23 protein-coding genes are annotated in these 26457 nt (G+C 68.2%); 11 read left to right on the forward strand and 12 right to left on the reverse strand.

The genetic code is table 11. The annotated features are described in order from the left end of the window. Window positions 1-679: alkaline phosphatase D family protein (locus tag ACWDSI_RS10425; RefSeq protein WP_449756502.1), on the reverse strand; the 679-nt coding region annotated here is incomplete at its 3' end. Between the two features lie 229 nt (window positions 680-908). Here ACWDSI_RS10425 and ACWDSI_RS10430 point away from each other — a divergent pair. Genes ACWDSI_RS10430 through ACWDSI_RS10450 form a run of 5 tightly spaced genes read left to right on the forward strand, consistent with a single transcriptional unit; the run spans window position 909 to window position 7050 of the window. Next, window positions 909-1553 (forward strand): TetR/AcrR family transcriptional regulator, encoded by a 645-nt coding sequence (locus ACWDSI_RS10430; RefSeq protein ID WP_449756503.1) that lies wholly within the window; start codon window positions 909-911, stop codon window positions 1551-1553. Then, entirely contained in the window at window positions 1550-2323 is a 774-nt protein-coding gene (locus tag ACWDSI_RS10435) for a hypothetical protein (protein WP_449756504.1), read from the forward strand. The genes ACWDSI_RS10430 and ACWDSI_RS10435 overlap by 4 nt, the downstream gene beginning before the upstream one ends. Before the next feature lie 7 nt (window positions 2324-2330). Then, on the forward strand, window positions 2331-3632 hold the full coding sequence (locus tag ACWDSI_RS10440; protein WP_449756505.1) for an aminotransferase class III-fold pyridoxal phosphate-dependent enzyme: 1302 nt from the start codon (window positions 2331-2333) through the stop codon (window positions 3630-3632). After that, a complete protein-coding gene (locus ACWDSI_RS10445) occupies window positions 3625-4923 on the forward strand; it encodes an MFS transporter (RefSeq protein ID WP_449756506.1) in 1299 nt (432 codons plus the stop codon). The genes ACWDSI_RS10440 and ACWDSI_RS10445 overlap by 8 nt, the downstream gene beginning before the upstream one ends. 30 nt (window positions 4924-4953) lie before the next feature. Further along, window positions 4954-7050, forward strand: a complete 2097-nt coding sequence (locus tag ACWDSI_RS10450; RefSeq protein ID WP_449756507.1) for a neutral/alkaline ceramidase — start codon at window positions 4954-4956, stop codon at window positions 7048-7050. On the opposite strand, the gene mgtA is transcribed toward ACWDSI_RS10450, so the two are convergent. Further along, entirely contained in the window at window positions 7022-9619 is a 2598-nt protein-coding gene (gene mgtA / locus ACWDSI_RS10455; protein WP_449756508.1) for a magnesium-translocating P-type ATPase, read from the reverse strand. The two genes, ACWDSI_RS10450 and mgtA, sit on opposite strands and share 29 nt — an antisense overlap. Beyond that, entirely contained in the window at window positions 9606-11192 is a 1587-nt protein-coding gene (locus tag ACWDSI_RS10460; RefSeq protein WP_449756509.1) for an MFS transporter, read from the reverse strand. Before ACWDSI_RS10460 ends, mgtA begins: the two co-directional genes overlap by 14 nt. 114 nt (window positions 11193-11306) lie before the next feature. Between ACWDSI_RS10460 and ACWDSI_RS10465 the strand changes: the two genes are divergently transcribed. Together ACWDSI_RS10465 and ACWDSI_RS10470 are read left to right on the forward strand one after the other, a co-directional pair. Continuing rightward, window positions 11307-12308 (forward strand): DUF389 domain-containing protein, encoded by a 1002-nt coding sequence (locus tag ACWDSI_RS10465; RefSeq protein ID WP_449756589.1) that lies wholly within the window; start codon window positions 11307-11309, stop codon window positions 12306-12308. Between the two features lie 55 nt (window positions 12309-12363). Continuing rightward, window positions 12364-13803, forward strand: a complete 1440-nt coding sequence (locus ACWDSI_RS10470; protein ID WP_449756510.1) for an amidohydrolase family protein — start codon at window positions 12364-12366, stop codon at window positions 13801-13803. A gap of 28 nt (window positions 13804-13831) precedes the next feature. Here the strand turns inward: ACWDSI_RS10470 and ACWDSI_RS10475 are convergent, their stop codons facing one another. Beyond that, entirely contained in the window at window positions 13832-15076 is a 1245-nt protein-coding gene (locus ACWDSI_RS10475) for a carboxylate--amine ligase (RefSeq protein WP_449756511.1), read from the reverse strand. Between the two features lie 209 nt (window positions 15077-15285). Here ACWDSI_RS10475 and ACWDSI_RS10480 point away from each other — a divergent pair, with 209 nt between their 5' ends. Beyond that, window positions 15286-16389, forward strand: coding sequence for an EamA/RhaT family transporter (locus tag ACWDSI_RS10480; protein ID WP_449756590.1), 1104 nt, complete (start codon window positions 15286-15288; stop codon window positions 16387-16389). On the opposite strand, the gene ACWDSI_RS10485 is transcribed toward ACWDSI_RS10480, so the two are convergent. Then, window positions 16371-17288: a hypothetical protein gene (locus tag ACWDSI_RS10485; protein WP_449747673.1), complete on the reverse strand. Its 918-nt coding sequence runs from the start codon at window positions 17286-17288 to the stop codon at window positions 16371-16373. The two genes, ACWDSI_RS10480 and ACWDSI_RS10485, sit on opposite strands and share 19 nt — an antisense overlap. A gap of 61 nt (window positions 17289-17349) precedes the next feature. On the opposite strand from ACWDSI_RS10485, the gene ACWDSI_RS10490 reads away from it, so the two are divergent. Next, the gene (locus tag ACWDSI_RS10490) at window positions 17350-18027 is read left to right on the forward strand and encodes a phosphoribosyltransferase (protein ID WP_449756512.1); all 678 of its coding nucleotides are present in this window, start codon (window positions 17350-17352) and stop codon (window positions 18025-18027) included. A 13-nt stretch (window positions 18028-18040) separates the two neighbouring features. On the opposite strand, the gene ACWDSI_RS10495 is transcribed toward ACWDSI_RS10490, so the two are convergent. The 6 genes from ACWDSI_RS10495 to ACWDSI_RS10520 form a co-directional block, all read right to left on the reverse strand. Then, window positions 18041-20644, reverse strand: a complete 2604-nt coding sequence (locus ACWDSI_RS10495) for a LuxR C-terminal-related transcriptional regulator (protein ID WP_449756513.1) — start codon at window positions 20642-20644, stop codon at window positions 18041-18043. A 79-nt stretch (window positions 20645-20723) separates the two neighbouring features. After that, window positions 20724-21485 (reverse strand): ABC transporter permease, encoded by a 762-nt coding sequence (locus tag ACWDSI_RS10500; RefSeq protein ID WP_449747706.1) that lies wholly within the window; start codon window positions 21483-21485, stop codon window positions 20724-20726. Further along, window positions 21485-22399 carry an ATP-binding cassette domain-containing protein gene (locus tag ACWDSI_RS10505; protein ID WP_449747670.1) on the reverse strand — a complete coding sequence of 305 codons (915 nt, stop codon included), beginning with the start codon at window positions 22397-22399 and terminating at the stop codon, window positions 21485-21487. The genes ACWDSI_RS10500 and ACWDSI_RS10505 overlap by 1 nt, the downstream gene beginning before the upstream one ends. 17 nt (window positions 22400-22416) lie before the next feature. Beyond that, window positions 22417-23175, reverse strand: coding sequence for a thiazole synthase (gene thiG / locus ACWDSI_RS10510; RefSeq protein ID WP_449747669.1), 759 nt, complete (start codon window positions 23173-23175; stop codon window positions 22417-22419). Further along, window positions 23168-23365 carry a sulfur carrier protein ThiS gene (gene thiS / locus ACWDSI_RS10515; protein ID WP_449747668.1) on the reverse strand — a complete coding sequence of 66 codons (198 nt, stop codon included), beginning with the start codon at window positions 23363-23365 and terminating at the stop codon, window positions 23168-23170. The genes thiG and thiS overlap by 8 nt, the downstream gene beginning before the upstream one ends. Further along, window positions 23362-24480, reverse strand: coding sequence for an FAD-dependent oxidoreductase (locus tag ACWDSI_RS10520; RefSeq protein ID WP_449756514.1), 1119 nt, complete (start codon window positions 24478-24480; stop codon window positions 23362-23364). The genes thiS and ACWDSI_RS10520 overlap by 4 nt, the downstream gene beginning before the upstream one ends. Before the next feature lie 114 nt (window positions 24481-24594). Here ACWDSI_RS10520 and thiE point away from each other — a divergent pair, with 114 nt between their 5' ends. Continuing rightward, window positions 24595-25299, forward strand: coding sequence for a thiamine phosphate synthase (gene thiE, locus ACWDSI_RS10525; protein WP_449756515.1), 705 nt, complete (start codon window positions 24595-24597; stop codon window positions 25297-25299). A 218-nt stretch (window positions 25300-25517) separates the two neighbouring features. Further along, the gene (locus ACWDSI_RS10530) at window positions 25518-25889 is read left to right on the forward strand and encodes a hypothetical protein (protein WP_449756591.1); all 372 of its coding nucleotides are present in this window, start codon (window positions 25518-25520) and stop codon (window positions 25887-25889) included. Here ACWDSI_RS10530 and ACWDSI_RS10535 read toward each other — a convergent pair. Beyond that, the gene (locus tag ACWDSI_RS10535; protein WP_449756516.1) at window positions 25886-26371 is read right to left on the reverse strand and encodes an NUDIX hydrolase; all 486 of its coding nucleotides are present in this window, start codon (window positions 26369-26371) and stop codon (window positions 25886-25888) included. The genes ACWDSI_RS10530 and ACWDSI_RS10535 overlap by 4 nt on opposite strands. Window positions 26372-26457 lie beyond the last annotated feature (86 nt).

Consider the following 26457-nt stretch of genomic DNA (forward strand, 5'->3'; position numbering starts at 1 on the left):
AATCGGCCAGTCGCACCACATTGTGGAGTGGGGCGACGGTGCGGACCGCGCCCTTGGGACCCACGTACCCGTTGTGCGGATACTCGTAGATGTAGTCACCGAGGGCCACCACCGCGTCGATCTCGTCGTGGTCGGCGAGCCGGCGATACGCGGTGAAGAACCCGGCCTCGTAATTGGCGCAGCTGACGAACGCGAAGTTCAGCGCGGGCACGCCGGCACCCGGCGCGGGCGCGGTCTTGGTGCGGCCGACCGGCGACACCTGCCCGGCGGTGGGGCCGTCGAGTGAGGTGAACCGGTAGAAGTACCGTGTGGCGGGCGAGAGCCCGGTCACGTCCACCGTGACGGTGTGATCGCGCGCCGCGGTTGTGGTGACCGTCGCGCTGCGCACCATCTGCCGAAAACTCTCATCGAGCGCCACATCCCAGCGCAGCGACGCCGGGCCGCCGCGGCCCGATCCGGGCGTCGCGTCGGCGAACGGGGTGATGCGCGTCCAGATCAGCACCGCATCCGCGAGCGGGTCGCCCGACGCCACACCGTGCGCAAAGGCCGCAGTGGGAGCACCGGAAGCGTTGCCGGACAGATCATTTGCCGCAACGGTCAAGGCCCCCGCACCGGCGAGGGTGCCCGCCGCGCGCAACACCGTCCGTCGCGTGAGCGGCCGCCTGTCGAAAGTATTCATTCCCCGTGCCTTCCTTCATTCGAGCGGGCCGGACCCTACCGCCATCGGGTGAACACCAGCCGAACTTCCTTCACCGGCGTCGACGCTCGACCGTCGGCGGCGTGTTGCGTGTTCGTTAACTCCTCCCGGTTTCGGTTGCAGGCCACCCACGGGCGGCGCACATTGTTCCCAGTTGACCAAGTGGTCAACTTTTCCACCAATGTAAGGGACCGTCCACGAGATGCGCCGCATGACCTTCGATGAACGTCGCAGCGAATTGATCGACGCCGCGGTACGCGTGATCGCCCGCGATGGCCTGACAGCCGCCACCACGCGAGCGATCGTCGCCGAGGCGGGTATGCCCCAGGGCGCCCTGTTCTATGTGTTCCCGTCACGAGAAGCGTTGCTGAGCGCGGTGATCGAACACGTCACCGACCAGGAACAGCTCACCGCGATCCTCAGCGCAGACATGGTGATGGAGAACATGTCGGTGCGGGACGTGGTGCGTGAGGCGCTCGACGGCTACCTGCGTCTACTCGAGGAGGACCCCGCCCGCGAGATCGCACTCCTCGAACTGGCCACGCACAGCATGCGCCACGATCCCGACGCCGTTCGCACGCAGTGGCAGACCTACCGCGACTCCGTCGCCGACGCGATGCGCTATCTCGCCGAACGGATGTCCTTCCGCTGGAGCCTGCCGCTGGACCAACTCGCCCACGTGGTCACCGCATCGATCGACGGCCTCACCGTCTCCTGGCTCACCGACCGTGACTCCGCGGCCGCCCGCCGGCACCTCGACATCCTCGCCTCCACCATCGCCGGTCTGGCCGTAGCCCACACCGACTCCGATTCCAGTTCCGATACCGATTCCGAAGGGGAACTCACCCCGTCATGATGCTCACCCACGATGACCGCGTGCTCGCCGAGATCAACGCCCACGCCGTGCTCGGCGCGCTGCCCCGACTGGCCGAACTGGCCCCCGAGGCCGCCGACATCCTCACCGGCGTCCACTCCCCCACCACTCTCAACCTCGTGGTGCGGGGCGGGCCCACCGCCCACTACCGCTTCGGCCCCGACGGAATCTCCGCCGTCGCGCGCCGGGCGAGCGGACCGACCCTGCTGTTCACCTCACCCAAGCACTTCAACGCGGTGATCGCCGGTGCAGCCCAACCGATTCCGCTGGCCACACCAGCCGGAATCCGGTTTCTCACGCGGGTGTTCACCCCGCTGACCGATCTGCTGGAAAACTACCTGCGTAGCGGCGACGACCCGGCGTCGGCGGACCCGCGCGATCCCGACACCACCACCCTACTGCTCCTGCACGTGGCGGCCACCGCCATCACCATCGTCGGGAATCTCGATGAGAGCGGGCGGTTCTCGGCCGCGCACATGGCCGATGGCACCCTCGACATCGAGGTCGGGGACGCCATCCGCTATCGGGTGGAGATCAACGATCACCGCCTGCGCCTCGACGACGACCTGACCGCCCCGCCCCGTGCGGCACTGCGATTCGCCGACCTCGACGTCGCGGGCGGCATTCTCACCGGCCGCGAGAGCGCACTGGCCTGTCTGTGCGACGGCCGGATCGCGATGCGCGGCTTCATCCCGCTCGTGGACAACACCAACCGCATTCTCGACCGCGTCAGCAGCTACCTGGAGGCATGAGCCCGACATGACACTCACTCATCCCACCCTCAACCACGCGGGGGCCGGCACGGTCGTCGAGTCCGATCTCCGTCGCTACGCCAAGAGCAACGCGATGTTCGACCGGGCCGTCAAGGTGATTCCCGGCGGCATCTACGGCCACCTCGGTCCCAGCGAGGGGTGTTACATCCCGCGCTCGGCCTATCCGCTGTTCTCCGATCGCGCAGAGGGAACCCGCTTCTGGGATCTCGACGGTAACGAGTTCATCGACTACATGTGCGGATACGGACCCAACGTGCTCGGCTACCGCGACCCCGACGTGGACGCCGCCGCGGCGGCACAGGCCGGCCGCGAAGACGTGGTGTCGATCCCGGGCGCCACCATGGTGGAACTCGGCGAACTCCTCACCGACACGGTGGCCAGCGCGGATTGGGCGTTCTTCGCCAAGAACGGCGGCGACGTGACCACCCTCGCGATCATGACCGCGCGTGCCGCCACCGGCAGGCAGCGCATCGTGTTCTTCGACGGCTACTACCACGGGGTGGATCCGTGGACCCAGAAACTCGACTACCCCGGAGTCCTGCCGCAGGACGTGGCCGGAAACATCGAAGTGCCGTGGAATGACATCGATTCCCTGCGAAAGACATTCAGCGACCATCGGGGCGAGATCGCCGCGCTGATCGCGCAACCGTACAAGCACGGGAACTTCGTCGACAACGAACTGCCCGCCGACGGGTACTGGCAGGCGGTGCGGACCCTGTGCGACGAGCACGACGTGGTACTCATCTGCGACGACGTGCGCGCAGGGTGGCGGCTCGACCTGGCCGGCAGTGACCACCGTTACGGGTTCAGCGCCGACCTCATCTGCTTCTGCAAGGCAATCGCCAACGGCTACAACGTCTCCGCACTGTGCGGACGCGAATCACTGCGCGAATCGGTCAGTTCCATCACCTACACCGGCAGCTACTGGATGAGCGCGGTGCCGTTTGCCGCCGCCATCGCCACCATCACCAAGCTGAAACAGATCGACGCGCCGGCACTGTTCCGCCGGCTCGGCACCACGCTGACCGACGGACTGGTGGAGGTGGCCGCACACAACGGCTTTCATCTGGTCGCCTCGGGCGAGCCGGCGCTCTTCTATCTGCGCATCGCCGACGACGACACCCTGATGCTGCACCAGGAGTGGATCGCCGAATGCGTGCGCCGGGGCGTCTTCCTCACCTCCCATCACAATCACTTCATCAATGCCGCACTGACCGACACGGACATCACCCGCACCCTCGAGGTGGCAGACGAGGCGTTCACAGTGGTGCGGGCACGGCATGGGTGAGTCGGTGACCGACGCGCCGGGACGCGACAGCATGCACATGGCGACGCTGCCGTGGCAGCGGGTGCCGGGCAAGTGGATCGCACTGTTCGCACTGTCCTGGCTCGGCGTCTGGCTGGCCCAGCTCGCCCCGTTCCAGCTCACCCTGCCGAACCAGATCAACGACTGGCTGGGCATCGGGAGCACCGTCGACGCCGGTAACTGGCAGCAGAGCGTACTCACCTTCGGTGTGGTGTCGGGGATCTCGGCGGTCTGCGCGCTGATCGCGTTTCCGCTGACCGGATCGTTGTCGGATCGCACCACGAGCCGCTTCGGTCGGCGACGGCCCTGGATTCTCGGGGGCGCAGCGCTGTTCGCGGCCTCGCTGATCGGACTCGGTCTCAGCCACAACATCATCGCGATCACGGTGCTGTGGTGCGCCGTCATCACGGGATTCAGCGCCGTCTCGGCAGCATTGACGGCCCTGATCAGCGATCAGGTCCCGGTGTTCCAGCGCGGTGTGGTGTCCAGCTGGGTGTCGGCGCCACAGGCCATCGGCGCCATCCTCGGCATCGCCGTGGTGTCAACGCTGGCGCTGGCCGCGCTGCCGGCGTACGTGTTCTACGCCCTCGTACTCCTGCTGTGTGTGGTGCCGTTCGCCTTCTACCTCGACGACCCCGCACAGCAGGCGCACGACAAGGGTCGGCTGAGTCCGCGCACGATCATCGCCGAACTGTGGATCTCGCCCGCCGAACACCCCGACTTCGGCTGGACACTGCTCGGCCGGATACTGGTGAATCTCGGTAATGCACTGGGTACCTCGTTGCTGTTCTTCTTCCTCGCGTTCGGGCTGCACTCGGGCGATCCGGACAACGACGTGCTGCTGGTGTCGGTGGTGTACATGGTGTTCGTGGTGGCCAGCGCGCTGATCTCCGGTGTGCTCAGCGACAAGGTGGGCCGACGGAAGCCGTTCGTGCTGGCGGCGGGCGTCGCGCAGGGGGCGGCGGCCATCTGCATCGCATCGGTCGCCGACCTGTCGATGACGATGGTCGCCGCAGGCCTACTCGGGATGGGGTTCGGGGTGTTCCTCGGCGTCGACCAGGCCCTGGCGACGCAGGTGCTGCCCGACGCCGAACACAACGGTCAGGACCTGGGCATCATGAACATCGCCATGGCCGTGCCGCAGGCGGTCGGCCCGCTCGTCGGCGCCGGAATCGTGGAACTCACCGGCGGATTCACCGGTCTCTACGTGGCATCGGCCGTGTTCGGCATTCTCGGCGGCATCTCGGTTCTGCTCGTCCGTAGCGTTCGCTGACCCGCGTCCATTTGTCCAAGGGGGAAATTCATGAGCACATCACGTGACACACGCATGCGGGGAGTCACCCGACGCGGCTTCCTCGGTGGCGCCGCCGCCGGTGCGGCCGGTGTGGGCCTGCTGGGCGCGTCCATCGCGACCGGATCGGCCGCCGCCGGGCCGGTGCATGCGGCACCGTCGTCGGGCTATCTGGTGGGCGCGGGCAAGGGTGATCTCACCGGCGCGATCGCCGGGCAGGGAATGATGGGGTACTCCGACCTCAGTCAGGTGGCATCCGGTCTGCTGCAACGCACCTGGGCGCGCGCCTACATCATCGCCGACGCCGCCACGGGTAAACGGATCGTCTTCGTCAACGCCGACCTCGCGATCATCTTCGAATCCCACCGCGTGGGGGTGATGAAGGAACTGCGTCGCCGCTTCGGGAACCTCTACCGCGAGGAGAACGTCAACCTCAACGCGACGCACAACCACAACACGTGTGGCGGTACGGCCTGGGATTACGCGTACGTGCTTGCCGCACAGGGGCATCGGGAGAACTCGTATCGCGCCGAGATCGCCGGGCTCGTCGACGCCATCGACGCCGCGCACCGCAGCCTCGCCCCCGGCACCCTTGAGATCGGGCACTCGGAGTTGCACAACGCCAGCGCCAACCGTTCGCTGGCCGCGTTCATGGAGAATCCGGCCGCCGATCGCGACCACTTTCCCGAACACATCGATCCGCAGGTCACCTCGCTGCGACTTCGGCAGGGCGGCACTGTGATCGGTGAGATCACCTGGTTCTCCACCCACGGCACCTCGCTGACCGACGCCAACACCCTCATCTCCACCGACAACAAGGGCTACGCCTCGTACCTGGCCGAGCGGCGTGATCCGGCCGTCGTCGCCTCGTTCCCGCAGACCAACGCGGGTGACATGACGCCGAACCTGTGGGTTCGCAAACTGCATCCGGGTGGCCCGACCGCCGATCACCGCGCCAACTGCGCGATCATCGGGCAACGTCAGTTCCAGGCGGGCAACCGGGCACTCGCATCGAGTAGGCCGATGTCGGGGAGTATCGACTACGCCTACCGGTTCGTCGACATGTCCGCCGTCGCGATCGACGGACGCTACACACCGTCGGGCACGCCGGCACGCACCACACCGGCGGTGATGGGCGCAGCCGCCGCGGCCACGAGCACCGAGGACAACACGCGCAGCCAGTTGTCGTTCCTGTCCGAGGGCATGGTGCTCCCCTTTGCCGCCGCGCTCGGGGTGAACCCGAACGCCAACGCGCCGGACTGGGTGCTGCAGATGCAAGCACCGAAGGTGCCGCTGTTCCCGCTCGGATTCATGCCGCCCCGTCCGTGGATTCAGCAGGTGCTGCCGATCCAGATTCTGCGCATCGCCGACCTCGTGCTGGTGGCCGGACCGGCCGAGTACACCATCACCGCCGGCCTGCGCATCCGCCGAGTGGTGGCCGAGGCTCTCGGCGTGCCACTGGAATACGTTCTCATCCAAGGATATTCGAACGCCTACAGCCAGTACGTGACGACGCCGGAGGAGTATTTGTCGCAGCAGTACGAGGGCGGCGAGACGCAGTTCGGGCGGTACACGCTGTGCGCATACATGCAGGAGTTCGATCGTCTCGCCCGCGACATGAAGGCCGGGCGCCGCACCGGCGGCGGTCCCTCGCCCGCCGATTTCAGCGGCATGCAACCCGACCTGCTGCCCCCGACACCCGCCGACACCCCGGTTGCGGGCCGGCGATTCGGTGATGTGATGCGCGGTCCGAAGCCCGGGTATCGCGTCGGCGATACGGTGTCGGTGGACTTCTGCGGTGCTCATCCGGCGAACAAGGTGCGCCGGGTGGGCGCGTCGGGTTCGGCGGCACGCGACGGCTACTTCGTGATCGAGAGATTCGAGTCGGGCCGGTGGACCGCGACCGTCGACGACGACAGCTGGGACAGCGAACTGAACTGGCGCCGACCGGCCGGTTCCACGACGTCGTCGATCATCACGATCGCGTGGCGAATCGCGCCCGGATCGAGCGGGCGTTTCCGTATCCGCTACTTCGGGGACGCCAAACGTGCTGGCGGAACGATCAGTTCGTTCACCGGCGTCAGCCCCGCATTCGACGTGAGTGCGTGACGGTGAAGCGCGAGGCCCGCCGCTCGAGGTGATGCACCTCGTCACGCCAGCGCGGCGGTAGTTGCGGGCCGAACGTGGCCGTGGAGTAGTACACGTGCTTGCCCAGCTCGACAAGTATCAGATAGGTCAGCACCATGCCGACCAGGAATGCGTAGAACGTCGCGGGCAGCACCACGAAACCGAGCAGGTGCGCAAGCGGGGTGAAGGGGAGCACCACGCCGATCGTGACCACGGTGCACACCGAGAAGATGAGCCACCCGCCGGCCCGGCTGCGCAGAAAGGGGATGCGTCGGGTGCGGATGGCGAACACGATCAGCGTCTGGGTGGCCAGCGACTCCACGAACCATGCGGTGTGGAACTCCGCCGCCTTCGCGTGGAACACGTTGATCATGACGGCGAAGGTGATGAAGTCGAACAGCGAACTGAGCGGACCGAAGAACAACATGAATCGGCGGATGGCCGCGATGTCCCAATGCGATGGGGAGCGAAGCGATTCCGGATCGACGCGATCACTCGGAATGGCCAGCTGACTGCTGTCGTAGAGCAGGTTGTTGAGCAGGATCTGACTCGGCAGCATCGGCAGGAACGGCAGCAGCGCCGATGCCCCGGCGGCGCTGAACATGTTGCCGAAGTTGCTCGACGTGCTCATCTGGACGTACTTGATGGTGTTGGCGAACGTGCGGCGGCCTTCGGCGACCCCACGGGCGAGCACACCGAGATCCTTCTCGAGCAGCACCACATCGGCCGAGTCCTTCGCCACGTCGGTGGCGCTGTCCACGGAGATCCCGACGTCGGCGGCGTGCAACGCGAGTGAGTCGTTGACGCCGTCACCGAGAAAGGCCACCGCCTGGCCGTGCGCACGCAACACGCGGACGAGCCGTGCCTTCTGGGTGGGCGTCACGCGCGCGAACACCGTGTAGTCGCGTGCCACCGACTCGAACCCGGCATCGTCGAGGCCGTCGAGTTCGGCCCCGGTGATCGCGCCCCCGGAGGCCATGCCGAGATCGTCGACCACCTTGGCGGCGACCACCACGTTGTCGCCGGTGGCCACCTTGACCGTGATGTGCAGGTCGGCGAGCTGCTGCAGGGATTGCGCCGCAGAGGCTTTCGGTTTGTCCAGGAACACCAGGAAGCCCACCAGCCGCAGATCGTGCTCGTCCGCGTCGGTGATGACCCGGGAGTCGGGTGCGATCGGCTTGTCGGCCACCGCCACCACCCGCGAACCGGCGGCGAACAGGCCGGTCAGCGTGTTGTCCGCGGTCTCGTCGGCGCCGACTCCGCAGCGTTCCAGCACTTTCTCCGGGGCGCCCTTGACCACGAGTCGCGCCGCCCCGTCGGGGTCGACGGTGATCACCGATGCCATCTGCCGGTCGTGGTCGAATGGTCGTGTGGCCACGCGTGTGCGGGCCGCGGCGTCGTCGGCGAGGTGCCCCGCACCGCGCCGCAGCGCCGCGTCGAGCTCATTGCCGCCGGCCGCGAGGGTGCTGTCGGTGGCGAGCAGGCCGGCGCGGAGCACCGTGTCGTCGGCGGTGCCGTCGGGCCGCAACGTGGCGGTGAGTTCGATGTGGCCTTCGGTGAGGGTCCCCGTCTTGTCGGTGAGCAGGATGTCGATGTCGCCGAGATCCTCGATGGCCACAAGGCGTTTGACGAGAACCTTGTCGGCAGCCAGTCGGCGAGACCCCGCGGCGAGTGCGGTGGTGACCACCGCGGGCAGCAACTGCGGGGTGATACCGACCGCGATCGCGAGTGCGAACAGCACCGAGTCGATGATGGGGCGGCCCAGGATGAGGTTCGCGGCGAGGATGAAGATCGTCAGCACCACGGCCACCTGCAACAGCAGCATCGAGAACTTCGACAGCCCCTTCTGGAATGCCGTCTGCGGTGGTTCACCGCCCAAACCGCCTGCGATGGCACCGAACTCGGCGCGCTGACCCGTGGCGATGACCACCCCCACCCCGCCACCGGATTGCACCACCGTGCCCATGAAGGCGCAGTCGGTACGGTCGGCGAGGGCGGCGTCGGCGGCCACCGGGTCGAGCTTCTTGTCCACGGCCACCGATTCGCCGGTGAGAACGCCCTCGTTGCAGGCGAGGTCGGTCACCTCGAGGAGCCGCAGGTCGGCCGGAACGATCTGTCCCAGAACGAGTTGCACGATGTCTCCCACCACGAGGCCGGTGACGTCGATGGAGCGTGGCGTGCCGTCGCGGATCACGGTGGTGGTGTGGTGCACACGGTCGTGCAGGGCCTGCGTGGCGCGTGCGGCCCGCAGTTCGTTGACGAATCCGCCGAGCACGCTCGCGGCCAGGATCACCCCGATGACGGCCGCGTCGTTCACGTCGCCGAGCACCCCGGCCAGGATCGCGGTGACGATCAGCAGCACCATCAGTGCGCTCTTGAACTGGTTGGCCAGGATACGCAGCGGGTGCACCCGCACGGTGTGCAGCGCGTTGGGTCCGTCTCGCTCGAGCCGTTGTCGCGCCTGGGATTCGGTGAGACCACGCGGTGAGGAACCCACCGCGGTGAGAACGTCGGCGGCGCTCGACGCCGCGAGGGCGTCAGGCCTCGTCATTCTCTGCAGCATACTCCTTCATCGCAGCCTTCTCGTCGGCGGCGTTGGGGTAGCAGAAGCCCACCAGTGCCGCACCGGCGGCGACGATCACGACGCCCGCGGCGTACGCACGGAGATCGCCGTGGACGAACGCGTCGCGGGCCGCGGCGATGATCTGCTCGGCGTACTGCGGATAACGCTGCGCGAGATCGGCTGCGCTGGAGAACGATTTGGTCAGCGCCGCAGCAGTCTCGCTACTGATCTGATCGGCCTGTGGCGAGGAGGAGATCGACTCGTTGAGCGACTTCGCATAGCCCGCGGTGAGAATGGCGCCGAGAATCGACTGCATCACGGCCCCACCGAGGTCACGCTGCAGATCCGACGTGCTCGACGCCATGCCCGCACGGGCGACCGGCACCGACCCGGTCAGCGAATGTGATGCGGGTGTGCCCGCGAATCCCACGCCCAGCCCGATCAGCAGGTACACCCCGATGACCATCCACAGTGATGCGGTGTCCCTCCAGGTCAACAGGGCCAGCACCAATCCCGCGAGGATGAACGTGTACCCGAGGAGCAGCGTGGCGCGCGAACCGACCGACTCGACGAGTTTGGCCGACCGGGGCGCGGCCACGATCATGGCGGCCGCGGCCGGCAAGGCGAGGGCGCCGGCCTCCAGGGTGGAATACCCGAGGACGTTCTGCAGGTACTGCTGACCGATGAACATGACGCCCATGAGGGTGCCGAAGATGATGATCCCCCCGACCGCGGCAACCCAGAAGGTGCGTCGCGACGCGATCCGGAAATCGTAGAGCGGCACCGGGATGTGCAACTGACGCCAGACGAAGAACACCGTCGAGACCACCGCGATCACGGCGAGCACGATCACCGCGGTTCGGTAAGCAGAACCCAACGGCGCGAAGTTGATCGAGATCACCAGCGAACCCACCAACACGATCGACGTGATGCCGCCGATGTTGTCGACGGTGACCTTGCTGTCGCCGCCGTCGGCCGGCACGAAGAACCACGCCATGCCCAGGGCCACCAGCGCCAGCGGAATGGTCACCAGGAACACCGAATGCCAGTCCCACACCTCGAGCAGTCCGCCGGACATGACGGGGCCGGTGGCCGAGATGGCACCACCGAGAGCCGACCACAGCGCGATCGCCCTGGTGCGGCGCGGCCCCGACCAGAGGGCCGTGATGACCGCCAGTGTGGTGGGGAAGGCCAGGCCCGCCGAGATACCACCCAGGACCCTCGCCCCGAACAGGATGTCGGGATTGGGTGCGGTACCCGCGATGATCGACGCGGGCAGGGTCAGCAACATGCCGAGGACGAGTAACTTCTTGCGGCCGTACCGGTCGCCGAGCACCCCGAAGTACAGCACCGACGCGGCGAGCCCGAGCGAGTAGCCCACGGCCACGAGATTGAGCTGGGTGGAACTGGCGTCGAGATCGCGGCCGATGTCGGGCAGTGCGACATTGGCCACGGCGAGATTGATGTTGGCCACGCCCGCCACCAGGATCAGTGCGGCGAGTACGAGTCCCGGCCGGTCGGGGGCGATTCCCGTGTCCTGGGTGGGGGCTGTCGACGTCACGCCATGAGAGTACGGCGGCGCCCGGCGCGTCGCCCGGAGAATGTCATGGCCGTCGCAGGATTCGTCCGGAAAAGGTGAAGGCCGGCTACCCGAGCGTGTTCACTGTAAGCCGTGATGGTCAGCGCAGCGATCAGGTCGGCACTCATCCCCGATTCGCAACGCCGCACCCTGGTCGAACTCGAGGAACGACTCGACTTCGCGGTGGGTGACCGATCTGCCAAGCGGTCGGCGTTCTGGATCATGCTCACGCTCTCGGGCATCATCGCGATCGCCGGCATCATCGGCGACAGCACGGCCACGGTGATCGGCGCGATGATCGTCGCACCGCTGTCCACCCCGATCCTGGGGATCGGGCACGGGATCGTCACCGGAAGGCGCCACCTGATTGTCAGCAGCGTCGGCTACGTGGTGGCCGGCGCGGCGGTGGTGACGCTGATGGGTGTGCTCCTCGCGCAGGTCATTCCCAATCCGGTCACGGTGCTGTCGAATGCGCAGGTGCTGGGACGGACCTCCCCCACCATCGACGACCTGCTGGCGGCGCTGGCCACCGGCCTGGTCGGGGCGATCGCCATCACGCGACGCGACGTCGGCGACGTGCTGCCCGGCGTGGCCATCGCCATCTCGCTGGTTCCCCCGCTCGGTGTGGTCGGTGTGTGCCTGGGCTCCGGGGCGCCCGCACTCGCGCTGGGAGCGTTCATCCTGTTCGCCTCCAACGTGGTGGCGATGGTCATCACGTCCATCGTGGTGCTGACCATGGCCGGCTACGCCTACGCGGCCGCCGTCGCCTACGAGGGACCGGTCACCCGGCGGAGGAACGCCTACATCGCGGTCGCCGTGGCCCTGGTGATCGTCCTGGTTCCGATGGTGGGGTACTCGCTGTCGTCGCTGTGGGTCAGCCAGATCACCGGGGCCACGAAGGTGTGGTTGAGCGACGGCGGGGTCCGTGACACCGAGGTGTCCGGCGTGTCGATCAGCGGTGAATCGGTGACGGTCAATGTGTTGGGACCGCACGACCTTCCGCCGGTGTCCTCGCTGCGGCACACCGTCGACCGGCTTCTGCCGTGGAATCCCGAGGTGACCGTGATCCACACCGTCGGCAGACGCCAAACCGGCTGATCGGGTCCGATCCGCCGGCCAGCGCCATCGGGGCCGTTGTGTTTGGCTGTCTCGGGTGACGACCCACCTCGGCCACATCGTGCACATCTCCGGAGCGCCGACCGTCGACGCGGCGGCGCAACATCTCGTCGACCTGCCCGACGGTGCGCTGACGATCGACGACGACACCGGCCGGATCACGTTCTGCGGCCCACGCACCGAGCTTCCCCAAAAAGGCACCGAAAACACCAAGAGCGCCGGGACCGCCGAGGGCACCGGCCCGGTGATCGACCACGGCGACGCCTTCCTGATCCCCGGTTTCGTCGACACCCATGTCCACTTTCCGCAGATCTATTCGCTCGACGCCTACGGCGGCGGGCAGCTGCTGGAGTGGCTGGACAACTGCATCTTTCCCGCCGAGGCCCGCCTCGCCGATCCCGACTTCGCGCGCGCGGCGGCACGCGAGTTCACCCGCCGCCGCGTGGCCGCGGGAACCACCGCGGCAATGGTGTTCGGGTCCGCGTTCCCCTCCGCCCAGGACGAGCTGTTCGAGGCCACCCGACGCGCCGGACTCCGCATTGTCAGCGGACGCGGCATCCAGACCGCCGGTCCGCCGTCGGCGGCACCGTTGATGACGTCGGAGGCCGACGCGATCGCACTGACCACCGCGGAGATCGACCGGTGGCATGAGGCCGACGCGACCGGGCCCGGTACCGCGCTGCTACAGGTGGCCATCGTGCCCCGGTTCACGCTGTCGGTGACCACCGACACGCTGCGCGCCCTCGGCGACCTGTACGCGTCGGTGCGCGACCGCGGGGTATTCGTGCATAGCCACCTCAACGAGAACAACCGCCCCGGCACCGGCGAAATCGACACCGTCAAGCAGCTTTTCGCCGTCGACTCATACCTCGACACCTACGACGGCAAGTTTCTGCCGGGGTCGCGCGAAGGCGGCAACAGCTTGCTGGGACGACGCACGATCATGGCGCACGCGGTGCACTGCACCGACGCCGAACTCGCGCGGATGGCACAGACCGGTACCTCCATCGCGCACTGTCCCACCTCCCAACTGTTCCTGGGCTCGGGAACCATGCCGTGGCGACGGACCGTCGCCGCCGGTGTGACGATCGGCGCCGGAACCGACTGCGGCGCAGGCGACGAGTGGCTGGTGTCGCGGGTGCTCGCCGACGCCTTCAAGGTGCACATCTCCGAACCCGGCGACGCGAGCGTGTCGATGCATCCGGCGGAAATGCTGTTCACCGGCACCCTCGCCGGAGCGCGTGCGCTCGATGCCGAGGATCGGTTCGGCAATCTCGACGTCGGGAAGGAGGCCGACTTCCTGGTGATCGAACCGGAGCGGTCGCCGCCGCTGGCCGCGTCGCTACGTCACGGCGTGCGCGCCGACGACGCGCAGCTCGCGCGCGATCAGACGCTGTTCGCGCTGCTGATGGGGTTGCGCGAGCCTGCGATCGCCGAGGTGTACGTGCGTGGCGCCCGGGTGCGGGCGCCTCGGTGAACACCGCCGGGGGGCGGCGCCGGGATGATCAGATGGGACGTCCGTCCCATTCGTGATCGTGCATGAAACCCTCGGCCAATCCCACCCGGTAGCGCGCACAGCTGCGCAGGATCCACACGTACGCCAACGGCAGCATCATCGCGGGTTTCTGATCACCCTTCTCGGTGATGACGTCGTCGCCGGCCCGGAAGTCACGGAAGAACTGTCGCAGCGACCGGCCGTTGCGCGCCGAGCGTCGCCAGCCGTAGAGCGCCATGCCGAATCCGATCATCCGGTTGATGTCGGCGTCGGGCACGATCGGGGCGTGATTTGCGGATTCCCCCTCTGCGGATTCCCTCTCTGCGGATTCCCCCTCTGCGGATTCCCCCTTTGCGGAAGCCCCGTCCGGGAATTCTCCCAGGAAGGCCCGATCGACCCGGTTGTGCGGACGGTACATCATGATTCCGCTGGTGGCGCGGGGATTGCACTCGATGGTGAACAGCCCGCGGTCGGGATGGTCGATGAAGTCCAGTCCGATCTGACCGGTGAACTTCTCGGCGGCCACGAACCGCGACACCCAGTCGGCGATCGGCCGGTGGTCGACGGAGGTGAAGTTCAGGCAGGAGCTGCCGCCGATGGCGTAGTCGACCGGATAGGTGGCGTGCGCCAGGACCTTGCCGTCGTGGCACACCGAATAGGTGCAGTACCGATCGCCGGCCAGCCACTCCTGCGCCAGCCACGGATTGCCCGGGTCATGGTCCACCCAGGACAGGTCGTCGCCGGGAAACACCTTGTGCACCTTCTGCGAACCACGCGAGTAGCAGCGTTTGAGCGCGAAGGGAACGTCGAAGTCGAGTTTCGCCGCGTCCTCGGGGCCGTCGACCCGCGCGAACTTCAGCGTCTCGATCCCCAGTTCCACCAGTTCACGCTGGTAGTCGTACTTGTTGTGCAGGCGATTCTCGGTCTCGAAATCGGAGAGAAAGAGCAGGCATTCCGGCGGGAACAGACCGGTCATCATCGAGAGGATGTCGGTTTCCTCGTGAATCGGGATCACGATGTCGACGGCCTCGTCGGCGACGATCCGGGCCAGTTCACGGCAGTAGTCTTGGGGACGGAACTTGGGCGGGGGCACCAGATGGAAGCCGTCGACGGCGCGGGAGAACCTGCTGACGCCGATGGGAATGCTGTCGACGACGGTGACCCGATGACCCCCGGCCGACATCAGCCGGGCCAGGTTGAGGGTGAGAAACGAACGGCCGAAAGTGATGAGCACATGCTTCCCGGTACTGGCCACACGGCGAGTCTAATGACACCGTGTGCGCCGTCCGATCAGCCCCTGCGACCACTGTCGGGGGTCTGGGCGATACTGAGAGCGGAATAGGAGACCCGTCGCACGCTGTTGAAAATTCTCGTTGACGAGGCGGCGGGAATCGCGGGAATCTCGAAGTTCACGGGAGTCTCAGGGCTCACGGAGATCACGGCAATGGCGATCGGAGGTGCGTGGTGTTCTTCATCGGTGTGGTCGCTGCGTGCCTGGCCGCCGTGGCCTACGGCATGTCCACGGTGTTGCGCGCGCTCGGCGCACGCCGCGTCGCCCAGACCGAACGTGACGAGGGCACCGACACCACCAATCCGGCCGGCGGCCCCACCCTGCGGTCGACGGTGTCGACCTTCTTCGACCCGGCATTCCTGCTGGGCACACTGCTGGTGACCATCGGGTTCGCCGGAGGTGCGGTGGCCGCGCGTTTTCTGCCGCTGTTCCTCTCGCAGACCATCGTGTCGGCCAACCTGATCATCACCGCCCTGCTGGGCACGATCATGCTCAACATCGCCCTGCACACCCGCGACTGGGTGGCGATATGGCTGGTGGTGCTCTCGCTGTGCCTGCTGGGCATGTCGGCGGGCGATCAGACCGGCGGCGGCCAGGAGCGCTCGTTCCACTGGGCGCTGTTCATCGCGACCCTCGGGCTGGCGGCGTTCGCGCTGTTCGCGGTGTATCGGCTGGGCAAGCATGCGGCCGTCGTGGGCGGTGCCATGGCGGGCCTGCTGTTCGGCGTCATCGCCATTTCGGTGCGCATCCTCGACGGGGTGCACCCGTTCGATCTCGTGACGGTGCTACTCGACCCCGCGGCATGGACGATCGCGGTGGCCGGTGCGGTGGGCTTCTTCGTGCAGACGATCGCGCTGCAGATCGGCGCCGTCAACGGGGTCACCGCAATGCTGGTGGTCGGCGAGACGGCGGGCCCGAGCCTGATCGGCGTGTTGTTCCTCGGCGATACCGCCAAACCGGGCATGGGCCTGCTCGCCATGGTGGGATTCGCCGGCGCGGTGATCGGCGCGGTGCTGGTGGCCTGGTACGGCTCGGGCGACCCCGATCACTTCGGTGAGGCACCGCCGCTCAAGGGCGGGTGGCGGCGCGGCCGGGAGGATGCCGACGCCCGCGTCCCCGATGCCGTTGCACCCGATCCCGACGAGCGCCGCGCAGCCGACGCGGCCCCCAACACCCACGTCCCCGAAACCCATGTCGGCGACACGCATGTCGGCGACACGCACGTGACCGACACGCAGGTCGACGAGGTCCACCGCGATCATTCCCGGCCGGCCTGACGGATCTCGGCCCGCAGATGGCGCAGCTCGCCGGAACGCCACGCGGTGATCGTCCACGTGATCAGCACAAAGGGCGCGATCACCAGCGCCGACCACCACCCGGCCGAACTCGGTACCAGGTCGGCCACCACCTCGGCGCGCGGGACGCCCTCGACCTCGGCCGGTAACCAGGCGTCCAGCAGGTTTCGGGTCAGTGCGATCGGCTCGAACGGGCCGACCGTGGCGGCCAGATAGAACGCCACCAGGGTGATGACCAGCGCCCCCAGCCACGAGATCGCCTTGATCTGTGATCCGAGGATCTCCGCGGTGGTGCGGATGGCCTCCACGGTGAAGCCGAGCACCAGCACCAGCAGCAGACACGCCACCTGCGCGGCCAGTAGCTGTTCGAGCACCGAGGTCTCGTCATCCGACGAACTCATCGCCGGGAGACCGATCGCGAGGGAGACGAGACCGGAGATCAGCGCCAGCAGAGTGACCTTGCCCGTTGCGTCCTCGATGCGCCCGAACGACGACCGGACCGCCTGTTCGGTGACCGCACTGGCCGCCTTCGGGCTCGCGTCGTAGACGATGAGCACCACGAATCCGGCGAGCACCACCGCGATCAGCCAGGCCACGGTGGTGGTGCACACCGCGGCGAGCGCGAACGATCCGACCAGCGGACCGAAGGTTGCCTCGGAGTCGGCGGTGAGCCGCACACCCACCAGCGGCAGCAGCCCGACGACGATAACCATGATCGCGCCGGCGAGCAGGGGCCCGGAGAACTCGGAGATCTCGTGCGCGTCGATATCCGGGTCGCGTCCGCGGATGATGCGCCATTCGGATGCGACGAGATTCTTGAGGCCGCGCAACCAGTGGGTGCGTGCACCGCTTTGGTCGTCGGGCGCCGACTCGTCTGCCACGGATCAACCCTAGGTCCGCCACCGCCTTGACACCGACCGTGCAGGCCGGTGAGGTTGAGTCATGGCCTCCGATGCCGTGTTCGCCGACCGCGCCGACGCGGGGCGGCAACTCGCGGCCACCCTCATCGCGCAGATCGGCGGCCTCGACCCCCACAGCCCCCACCCCGAGGACCCCGGCACCGACGTCATCGTGCTCGGGCTGGCGCGCGGTGGTGTCCCCGTTGCCCGTGAGGTCGCCGACCGTCTCGACGCGAAACTCGACACGCTGGTGGTGCGCAAGGTCGGGGCACCGGGCAATCCCGAGTACGCGATGGGAGCCGTCGCGGGCGGCGGTCTGGTGGTGGTGAACGATGACGTGCCGCGACGGCTCGGCGTGTCGCAGAAACGATTCGACGAGGCGGTGGCCCGGGAAACCCGACTTCTCGACGAGCGGGAACGCCGCTACCGGGGAGACCGCCCGGCCCCGGCTCTGCGCGGCGCCACGGTGATCCTCGTCGACGACGGCCTCGCGACGGGCATGACGATGCGCGTGGCCGTCGAGGCTGCACGACGCGGCGGTGCGGCCCGAGTGATCGTCGCGGTGCCCACCGCTCCCGCCGACACCCTCGCCGTGATGCGCTCCCTGGCCGATGCGGCGGTGGCGGTGGCGGTGCCCCCTGGGTTCGTCGCAGTTGGCTTGTCGTACAAGGACTTTCACCAGGTGGGTGACAACGAGGTGGGTCTCGCCCTGAGTACCTGAATAAGGGGTGACCTCAGCCGTCGCGTCGCAGCAGCGCGGCGAGCTCGGCGCGGTCGGTGACATCGAGTTTCACGCATGCGCGATAGATGTGGCCTTCCACGGTGCGCACCGACACGACGAGACGCTCGGCGATCTGCTTGTTCGACAGGCCCGCGGCCACCAGGTTGGCGATCTCACGTTCGCGGGTGGTCAGCGGCAGCGGCTGTGCCGCCTGCACCAGCGCGGGGGTGCGCAATCCGCCGCACTCGGCCGCGAGGCGATTGGCCATCGCCGACGACGCGACGGTCGCCGACCGGTGCTGGTCCTTGTCGTGGAGCACGCTGGCCTGCGCCGCCGAGTCGGCCGCCGAGAGCCGCACGCCCAGCGATTCGAGATCTGCCGCGCACAGATCGAGTTCCACGCCATCCTTGTCGCGCAACGCCCGCGCGTGCCGCGCGTACTGGGCCACCAGCGGTCCGTCGACGAGACCGGCGAGTTCGCCGAGACGGTCGGCCACGGATGCGTCGCCGAACCGGGCGGCGCTGTGCAGCGCCTCCGCCTCGATCGCCAACTGGCCCGAGGCGCGGGCCGACGCGGCAGCCTGGTGCGCGATCTCGATGGCGCGCGTCAGGGTGCCTGCCGCCGCGGCCTGCCACGACGCCGCGATCTCGAGCATCGGCCCGAACACCGCCACGTGCCTGCCGTAGCGCGCCCGCCCCCGCGACAACGCCCGTTCGGCATCCTCCACACGGCCCAGCGCGCTCAGCGCCTGGGTGAGGAAGATGAACCCGGGGAAGTTCCAGGCGGCCGCGAACTCCTCACTGTCGAGGGTGGCGAGGGTCTGCTCGATACGCCGGACCACCGACCCGCACGCACCGCCGGCCAGTTCGACGGCCGCGACGAGTTCGCCGGCCATCGCCCATCCCAGATACTGCGCGGTGTTGGCGAAGGTGACGTAACGCTGGGCAGCCGTCTCCGCGGCCGGGAGGTTGCCCGTCAGCGTCAGCGCGAGGATCTCCCCGATCCCGGTGGGGAAACGCAGGAGTCCGTCGGTCTTCACCTCGGCCTCCCGGCTACGCTTCGCCAGCGGCGCCACCTGATCACCGCACCCCTGCAACGCACGCGAGAGCATCCCGCCGAAAGCCGCCCATTCCACCGCCCACGGCAGTGGCGCCGCCGACCCGAGTACCTTGTCGGACAGGGTCACCGCGAGCGACAGGTTGTTCTCGAAAAGTGCACAGGCAGAACCTATTCCGTCGACTATCTCGGTGAGGTTCGGGTCCTGCACCCGCGTGCGGAGGGCGCCGAGCAAGGCGTCTGCCCGGTCGGCGTCTCCCATCGCCCAGAACATGTTGCCCACCCGCACGAGCCCGATACTCGTCGCCGTCACCTCGTCGAGATCGTCGACGGGAAACCGCGACAGGATGTCCTCGGCCTCGTCCGGATGGGCCTGCCACATCAGGGCACGAGCGAGCAGTTCGGCCTCGACCGGACCACCGCCCTCGGCCATCGCCGCCCGCGCGAACCGCTCTCCCAGCGGCGTCTGCGCCAGGTTGAGTGCGTCACGGGCCGCGGCACCGAGCAGGGCTCGGTCCACCGCCGACACGTCGCTCTCCAACGCCAGATCGGCGAGTCGGATCCGGTCGGCCGGGGTGTCGAGCGCACGCGATCGCAACGCCGAGACCAGTTGCCCGCGCAACCGGCGTGAGGAGGCCAGGCCGAGCCGACGCCGGATGACCTCGCCGAACAGGGGATGCTGGAAGGAGACGTTGAGTTGCCTGCCGTCGCGGACGATGCGCACCAGGCCGTCGATCTCGGCCTGCTCCACCGCCTCCTCACCCGCGAGCTCGGACAGCACGTCGATGTCGACGGGTTCGCACAGACTCAGATACTTCAGCGCGCCCAGCACCGAGGGCGACAGGTGGTCGATGCGCCCCGCGAGCAGGGAGGCGAGTTCGGAGGTGATGGCCGCGCGACCGCGTAACTGCCACACCCCGTTGACCTGCCGCAGAGTCCGCGCTTCGCGGGCACCTTCCACAAGGTGCCGCAGGAACAGGGCGTTACCCCCGGACGCCTCCCACATCCGGTCGGCCGAATGCTCCTCGAGTTGCCCGCCCAGAACCGACTCGACCAGTTCGACGCTCTGCTGTTTGGTGAACGGCGACAACGTGATCCGCACCAGGTGATTGTCTTTCCACAGCGACGTCACCGCGTCGGGTACCACCTCGCCGCTACGCACGGTCGCCACGATGTGCACCGCCCGGTCGATGGCCAGCTGGTGCAGCAGGGTGGCCGAGAGTTCGTCGAGCAGGTGGGCGTCGTCGACGCCGATCACCACGCTGCCGTCGGCGAGCAACGATTCGCGTGCGGCGGCGAGATAGGTGACCGGATCGCTGGACACCGCGGGCCCCACCAGATGCGCAAAGACCCCCAGCGGAATCGAGCGGGCCGATTCGGTGCCGGCCACCCACCGCACCCCCGAGGACAACCCGGAAGTGACATGCCGCGCGAGCGTGGTTTTGCCCACCCCGGAATCGCCGGTGAGAACCACTCCGCACACCTGCGTCTCATCGGTCAGGGCGGCCTGGATCGTGCGGAATTCTTTTTCACGCTCGACCAGGGGCCAGCTGTTCGGCATGGATCAGATTTTAGCCCTCTACCACGATATTTCCGGGTCTTGTATACAAATCGACGGACCGATCCATCGGCAAATTAACTCAAGCGTCCCGGGAATTCATCACCATGATTCCGGCGACAAAAATCAGTGCGGCAAAAAGGGCGAAATACCCCAGCGAGACCCACGAATTCCAGTGGTAGTCACCGACATCGCCGGACAGGAAACGTGACCCGTTCTGGAACGGCAGGAACGGTCCCACCCGCCGCCCGATCACCGGCAGTGCCCCGAGGATGTTCTCCACCACCAGCATCCACACCAGCACGATCGAAATGGCCCCCGCCGTGTGCCGGATCAATGCGCCCACACCGAGGCCGACGAGGACACACAGCGCCGCCCAGATCGGGGTCCCCCAGATCTGGCGCAGGGTGAGTTCGGAATCCAGCCGCAGTCCGCTCGCCCCGTCGGACACCGCGAGCACCAGCAGCAGCGACGCCGCCGACAGCAGCGCGACCACCACGACGGTGAGGATTCCGTAGATCACGGCCTTCGCACACAGCACCAGTGGGCGCCGCGGCACCGCGAGAAAGGACGCCCGGATGGTGCCGAACCGGTACTCGGTGGTGATGGCCAGCACCGCCATGATCATCAACACCACCACGCCGAAGAAGTTGACCCCGGTCAGATAGTCGGCAGCACCGAACCCCGCCACCGCGTCGGGGCCGCCCCCGGTGCCACCGCGGGTGGCGATCGTGATCAACAGCGAGAGACCAAGTCCCAGAAGGATCACCACGCCAAGGCACCAGAACGGCGCGCGGGTGGACGTCAATTTGATCCACTCGGCCCGCAATGCACCGGCCCACATCATCGGCCTCCCTGGAATTCGACGGCGCCGGCGGTGACCGACATGAACACGTCCTCCAACGAGGGCGTGTCGGAAACCAACTCGTGCAGCGTGATGCCGGCCGCCGCGGCGACGTCACCGACCCGGTCGGTGACCGTGTCGGCCACCGATAACACCACCCGGCCGTCGGGCGCGGTGTACCCGGTGACGTGCAATCCGGCGTCGACGAGCGCCCGGTGCAGTTCCGCGGGCTGTGGCGTACGCACCCGGACGGTGGGCCTGGCCTGCGCGGTGAACTCGGCGACCGAGCAGTCGGCGATCAGCTTGCCGCGGCCGATCACCACCAGATGGTCGGCGGTCAGCGACATCTCGGTGAGCAAATGACTCGACACCAGCACGGTGCGTCCCTGGCCGGCGAGCGCCCGCATGAAGTTGCGGATCCACACGATGCCCTCGGGGTCGAGACCGTTGACCGGCTCGTCGAGCAACAGCGTGTGCGGGTCGCCGAGCAGTGCACCGGCCAGTCCGAGACGCTGGGACATACCCAGGGAGAACCCGCCGGCGCGTTTACCCGCGACGTCGGTGAGGCCCACCATCGCGAGCACCTCGTCGACCCGGGCCGTCGGAATGCCGTTGCTGGTGGCCAGCCACCGCAGGTGGGCGCGGGCCGAACGGTTGGGATGCACCCATTTCGCGTCGAGCAGGGCGCCGACCTCCCGCAGCGGATGCGCCAGCGCCGTGTAGGGCGCCCCGTTGATGGTGGCGGTCCCCGACGTGGGCCTGTCAAGTCCCAGAATCATGCGCATCGTGGTGGACTTGCCTGCGCCGTTGGGTCCCAGGAACCCGGTGACGTGCCCGGGTGCGACGGTGAACGTGAGATCGTCGACGGCGCGCACCCCGCCGAAGTTCTTGGTCAGGTGGACTAGTTCCAGCACGTCCTCGACCCTAGCGATCAATCGGCGCCGGGCGAGGAGGCGTGCGCCCAGAAGCGTTTGGGGATCCGACCGGCACCGGCGGCCAGCCACCCGGCCGCCACCGCGTGGCGCATCGCCGTAGCCATCCGTTCGGGATCGACCGCGCGGGTGACCGCCGATGCCAGCAGCACGCCGTCACAGCCGAGTTCCATCGCCAGCGCGGCGTCGCTCGCGGTGCCGATCCCGGCGTCGAGGATCACCGGGACGTCGGCTCCGGCGACGATCATCTCGATGTTGTGCGGGTTGCCGATTCCCAGGCCCGTCCCGATCGGCGAGCCGAGCGGCATCACCGCGGCCACCCCGAGATCGGCGAGGCGGGTGGCGAGCACCGGGTCGTCGTTGGTGTAGGCGAGCACCGTGAATCCGTCGTCGACGAGCCTGCGCGCGGCGTCGACGAGTTCGACGGCGTCGGGCATCAGGGTGCGTTCGTCGGCGGTCACCTCGAGCTTGACCCATGCGGTGTCGAGTGCCTCGCGGGCCAGTTGCGCGGTGAGGACCGCCTCGGCGGCGCTGTGGCTGCCCGCGGTGTTGGGCAGCACGTCGATGCGCAGCCGCCGCAGCAGATCCAGGATCCCCGTTGTGGATCCCGCGCCCACCCGGCGCATGGCGACGGTGGTGAGCTCGGTGCCCGAGGCGATCAGTGCGCGTTCGAGGACCGCGAGATTCGCCGCCCCGCCGGTGCCCATGATGAGCCGCGATTCGAACTCTCGGTCGGCGATCACCAGGCGCTCAGCCACCCTGCACCGCCGTCACGACCTCGACGATCGCGCCGTCGGACACCGCGGTGTGCCAGCGCCCGCGCGGGACCACCGCACCGTCGACCGCGACGGCGATGCCGCGATCGGGTAGCCCGAGCGAGGCGACCAGATCACCCACCGAGGTGCCCGCGGCCCAGTCGATGTGTTCGCCGTTGACCGTGATCGTCATCGACCCTCACCCCCGGTGCCCGCGGCGGTGAGTTTCGCGGCCAGGCCCAGCAGACGCTGCACCTCGGCGGCGGCATACGGCGCCAGCACGATCCCGTTGCGGCCGAATCCGGCTGCGACACAAGTCCGCTCGTCGAGGCGGCGGATGATCGGCAGCGCGTCGGGGGTGCACGGACGGAATCCGACACCGACCTCGGCGAGTTCGTAACCGCGCAACCCGGGGAGGACTTCTGCCGCGTCGGCGAGCAGGTCGGTGACACCGCCCACGTCTGCGCCGGATGATTCGTCATCGGACTCGTATTGTGTTGCGCCGAGCACGATTCCGTCGTCCCGGGGCACCAGGTACACCACACGCCCGTCCACCCGGGCACGGATGACGCGGGTCGGTGGCGGCACCGACCACGGGGTGCGGCGCAACCGCAGGATCTCGCCCTTGAGCAGGTGGATCGGCGCCTGCGGCCACAGCCGGCGCACTCCGGCGCCCGCGGCGATCAGCACCTGGCCGGCGTGCACGTCGTCGAGCGAGGAGACCGGCCCGTCGATCACCGTGCCGCCCGCGGCAAGCAGCGCCGCCCGCAGGCGAAGGAGAAGCAGACGGTTGTCGACGGCCCCCTCACCGGTCACCAGGTACCCACCGCGCACGCGCGCCGACAGTGCGGGCTCGAGGTCGCGGACCTGCGCCGGGTCGATGCGCCGCACCTCGCGTCCGGGCACAAGGCTTGCGTCCCAAGATGTTTCGGCCAGACGATCGAGTTCACGCAGGTCTGCCGACGAGGTTCCCACGAACAGTGAGTCGGTGGCGGTGCGCACCGGCCGATGCGGGGTCTCCGATGGCGACACCTCGTCGAGACGGTCGAGCAGCTGCGGCCAGCGCGCCACCGATGCCGAGCTGATGGCCAGTAGCCGTTCCTCGCCGGGGATACCCTCCCCGAGCGAGCCGAGCATGCCACCGGCCACCTGCGAGGCCCGTCGCCCCGGACCCGCGTCGTGAACCACCACCCGCAGTCCGGCGTCGGCTGCGGCCAGCGCACAGGTCAGCCCGATGACACCACCGCCGATCACCGCGAGATCGGTGGGGCGGGGGTACGTCTCAGGCGACGGGCGTACAGCTGGCATGAGTGCAGAGATCCTTCCTTCGCCGGCATGATCCGGATCAGGTGTGACGGTCAGCGGGGGCGTCCCGCACTCTCAGCCCGGCGTTCCGCGGACTCCCGTGTGCTTGTTGTCGCGATGCTACCCGCGCCTACGCTTGACGTCGTGACCGGAGGGAAACGGCAGCGACTCGACGCCGCCACGCTGTACCTGTGCACCGATGCCCGCCGCGAGCGCGGTGATCTGCTCGACTTCGTCGACGCCGTCCTCGCCGCCGGCGTCGACATCGTCCAACTGCGCGACAAGGGATCGGTGGGTGAGCAGCGGTTCGGTGCACTCGAGGCACGCCACGAGTTGGAGATCCTGGCCGGCCTGCGCCAGCTGACCTCCGCTCACGATGCGCTGCTCGCGGTCAACGACCGTACCGACATCGCCGCTCTCGCCGGTGCCGACGTGCTGCACGTCGGCCAGGATGACCTGGCCCCGGCCGACGCGCGCACGATCGTCGGCCCCGACGTGCTGATCGGGCGATCGACGCACGACATCGACCAGGCCACACACGCCGCGACCGACACCGACGTCGACTACTTCTGCGTGGGTCCGTGCTGGCCCACCCCCACCAAACCGGGACGGCCCGCCCCGGGCCTCGACCTGGTGCGGCAGGTGGCCGCCGCACCCGTCGCTGCGGCCAAGCCGTGGTTCGCGATCGGCGGCATCGATACCGGGCGGCTCGCACAGGTGCGCTCCGCGGGGGCGCGGCGGGCGGTGGTGGTGCGCGCGATCACCGCCGCCCCCGACCCCGCGACCGCCACCCGCCAACTGCGCGCGCACCTGCTAGGCTGACCGACATCATGTTGTGCAGCGCGAGCCTCCTCGTAACCCGCCGCAGCGGGGTCTGATCCGATCGACCCCCCGCTGCGGGGTCGTTGCGCGCTCGTCGGTCATCGCTTCTTCCACCGAAATGACCATTCGTGATGCACAGCCTTCATCTGCGCGAGTCAGCCTTGTCGTGTCCACCCGGCGGGCTGCTGCCCGCCGCGATCCGCGAGGAGGTCCCCGGCATGTCCTGGCAGGAATTCATCGACGAGTACTCGACCTCCGGAGCCATCAGGCTCGGTTCGTGGTCGCTGACCCCCATAGCCTCCGACCTGGTGGAATGCCGGGCGACCATCGCCTATGCCGACCGCATCATGTCGCTGACGGGCACCGCGTCGGGCGCCATGGGCGCGATGACGTCGATCCTCTACGACATCGGCGCCGCGGTGCAGATCCTGCGCCTGCACCAGCGTGAGACCGCGGGCACGATCACCACGTTCGTGCTGTGCGAACGCGATCGGCTGCAGCGCTGGGGATGCGGGGTGGGCGCCTCACCCGATGAGGCGAATGTCAACGCGCTGGTCGCCGGGGCCAATCGGCTACTGGAAATCGCCTAGGCACTCGAATCGAGCGCGGCCAGCCGATCACGGAGTCGGGGCCAGCTCTCCCGGAACGCCGGATGCAGCGGAAGCGCGGCGATGTCGGCTTCGGGAACCCACCGCAGCTCCGCGGACTCACCGTTCGGAAAGGTGCGCACCGGCTCGTCGATGTCGGCGATCACCGTGGTGTAGGTCCAGCCGGCCCGGGCACGGTGGGTGACGAGCGCGGCCACCACCCGCAGATCATGACCGCCGATGCCGGCCTCCTCGTCGGCCTCGCGCACGGCGGTGTCGATCGCGCTCTCGTGGGAGTCGCGGGCGCCCCCGGGCAACGCCCAGGTGCCACCCTGATGTGACCAGATGGCCCGATGCTGCAGCAGGACGGTCATCGTGCCGTCCGGCAGCGGCGCGCGGAGCAGCAATCCGGCCGCACCGTGCACACCCCAGTACCGCGTACCGTCCGGGTCGAGCACCCAGCCGTCGCCGTCTCCGCGTACCACAGGTCAACCGTAGGGGACTCACCCGGCGAGGGCCAGGTCCACCTCGGATCGCGGTGTCGGGGGCTAGGCTGGAAACGGACTCGCAC

The organism is Gordonia sp. NPDC003429 (assembly GCF_053588575.1).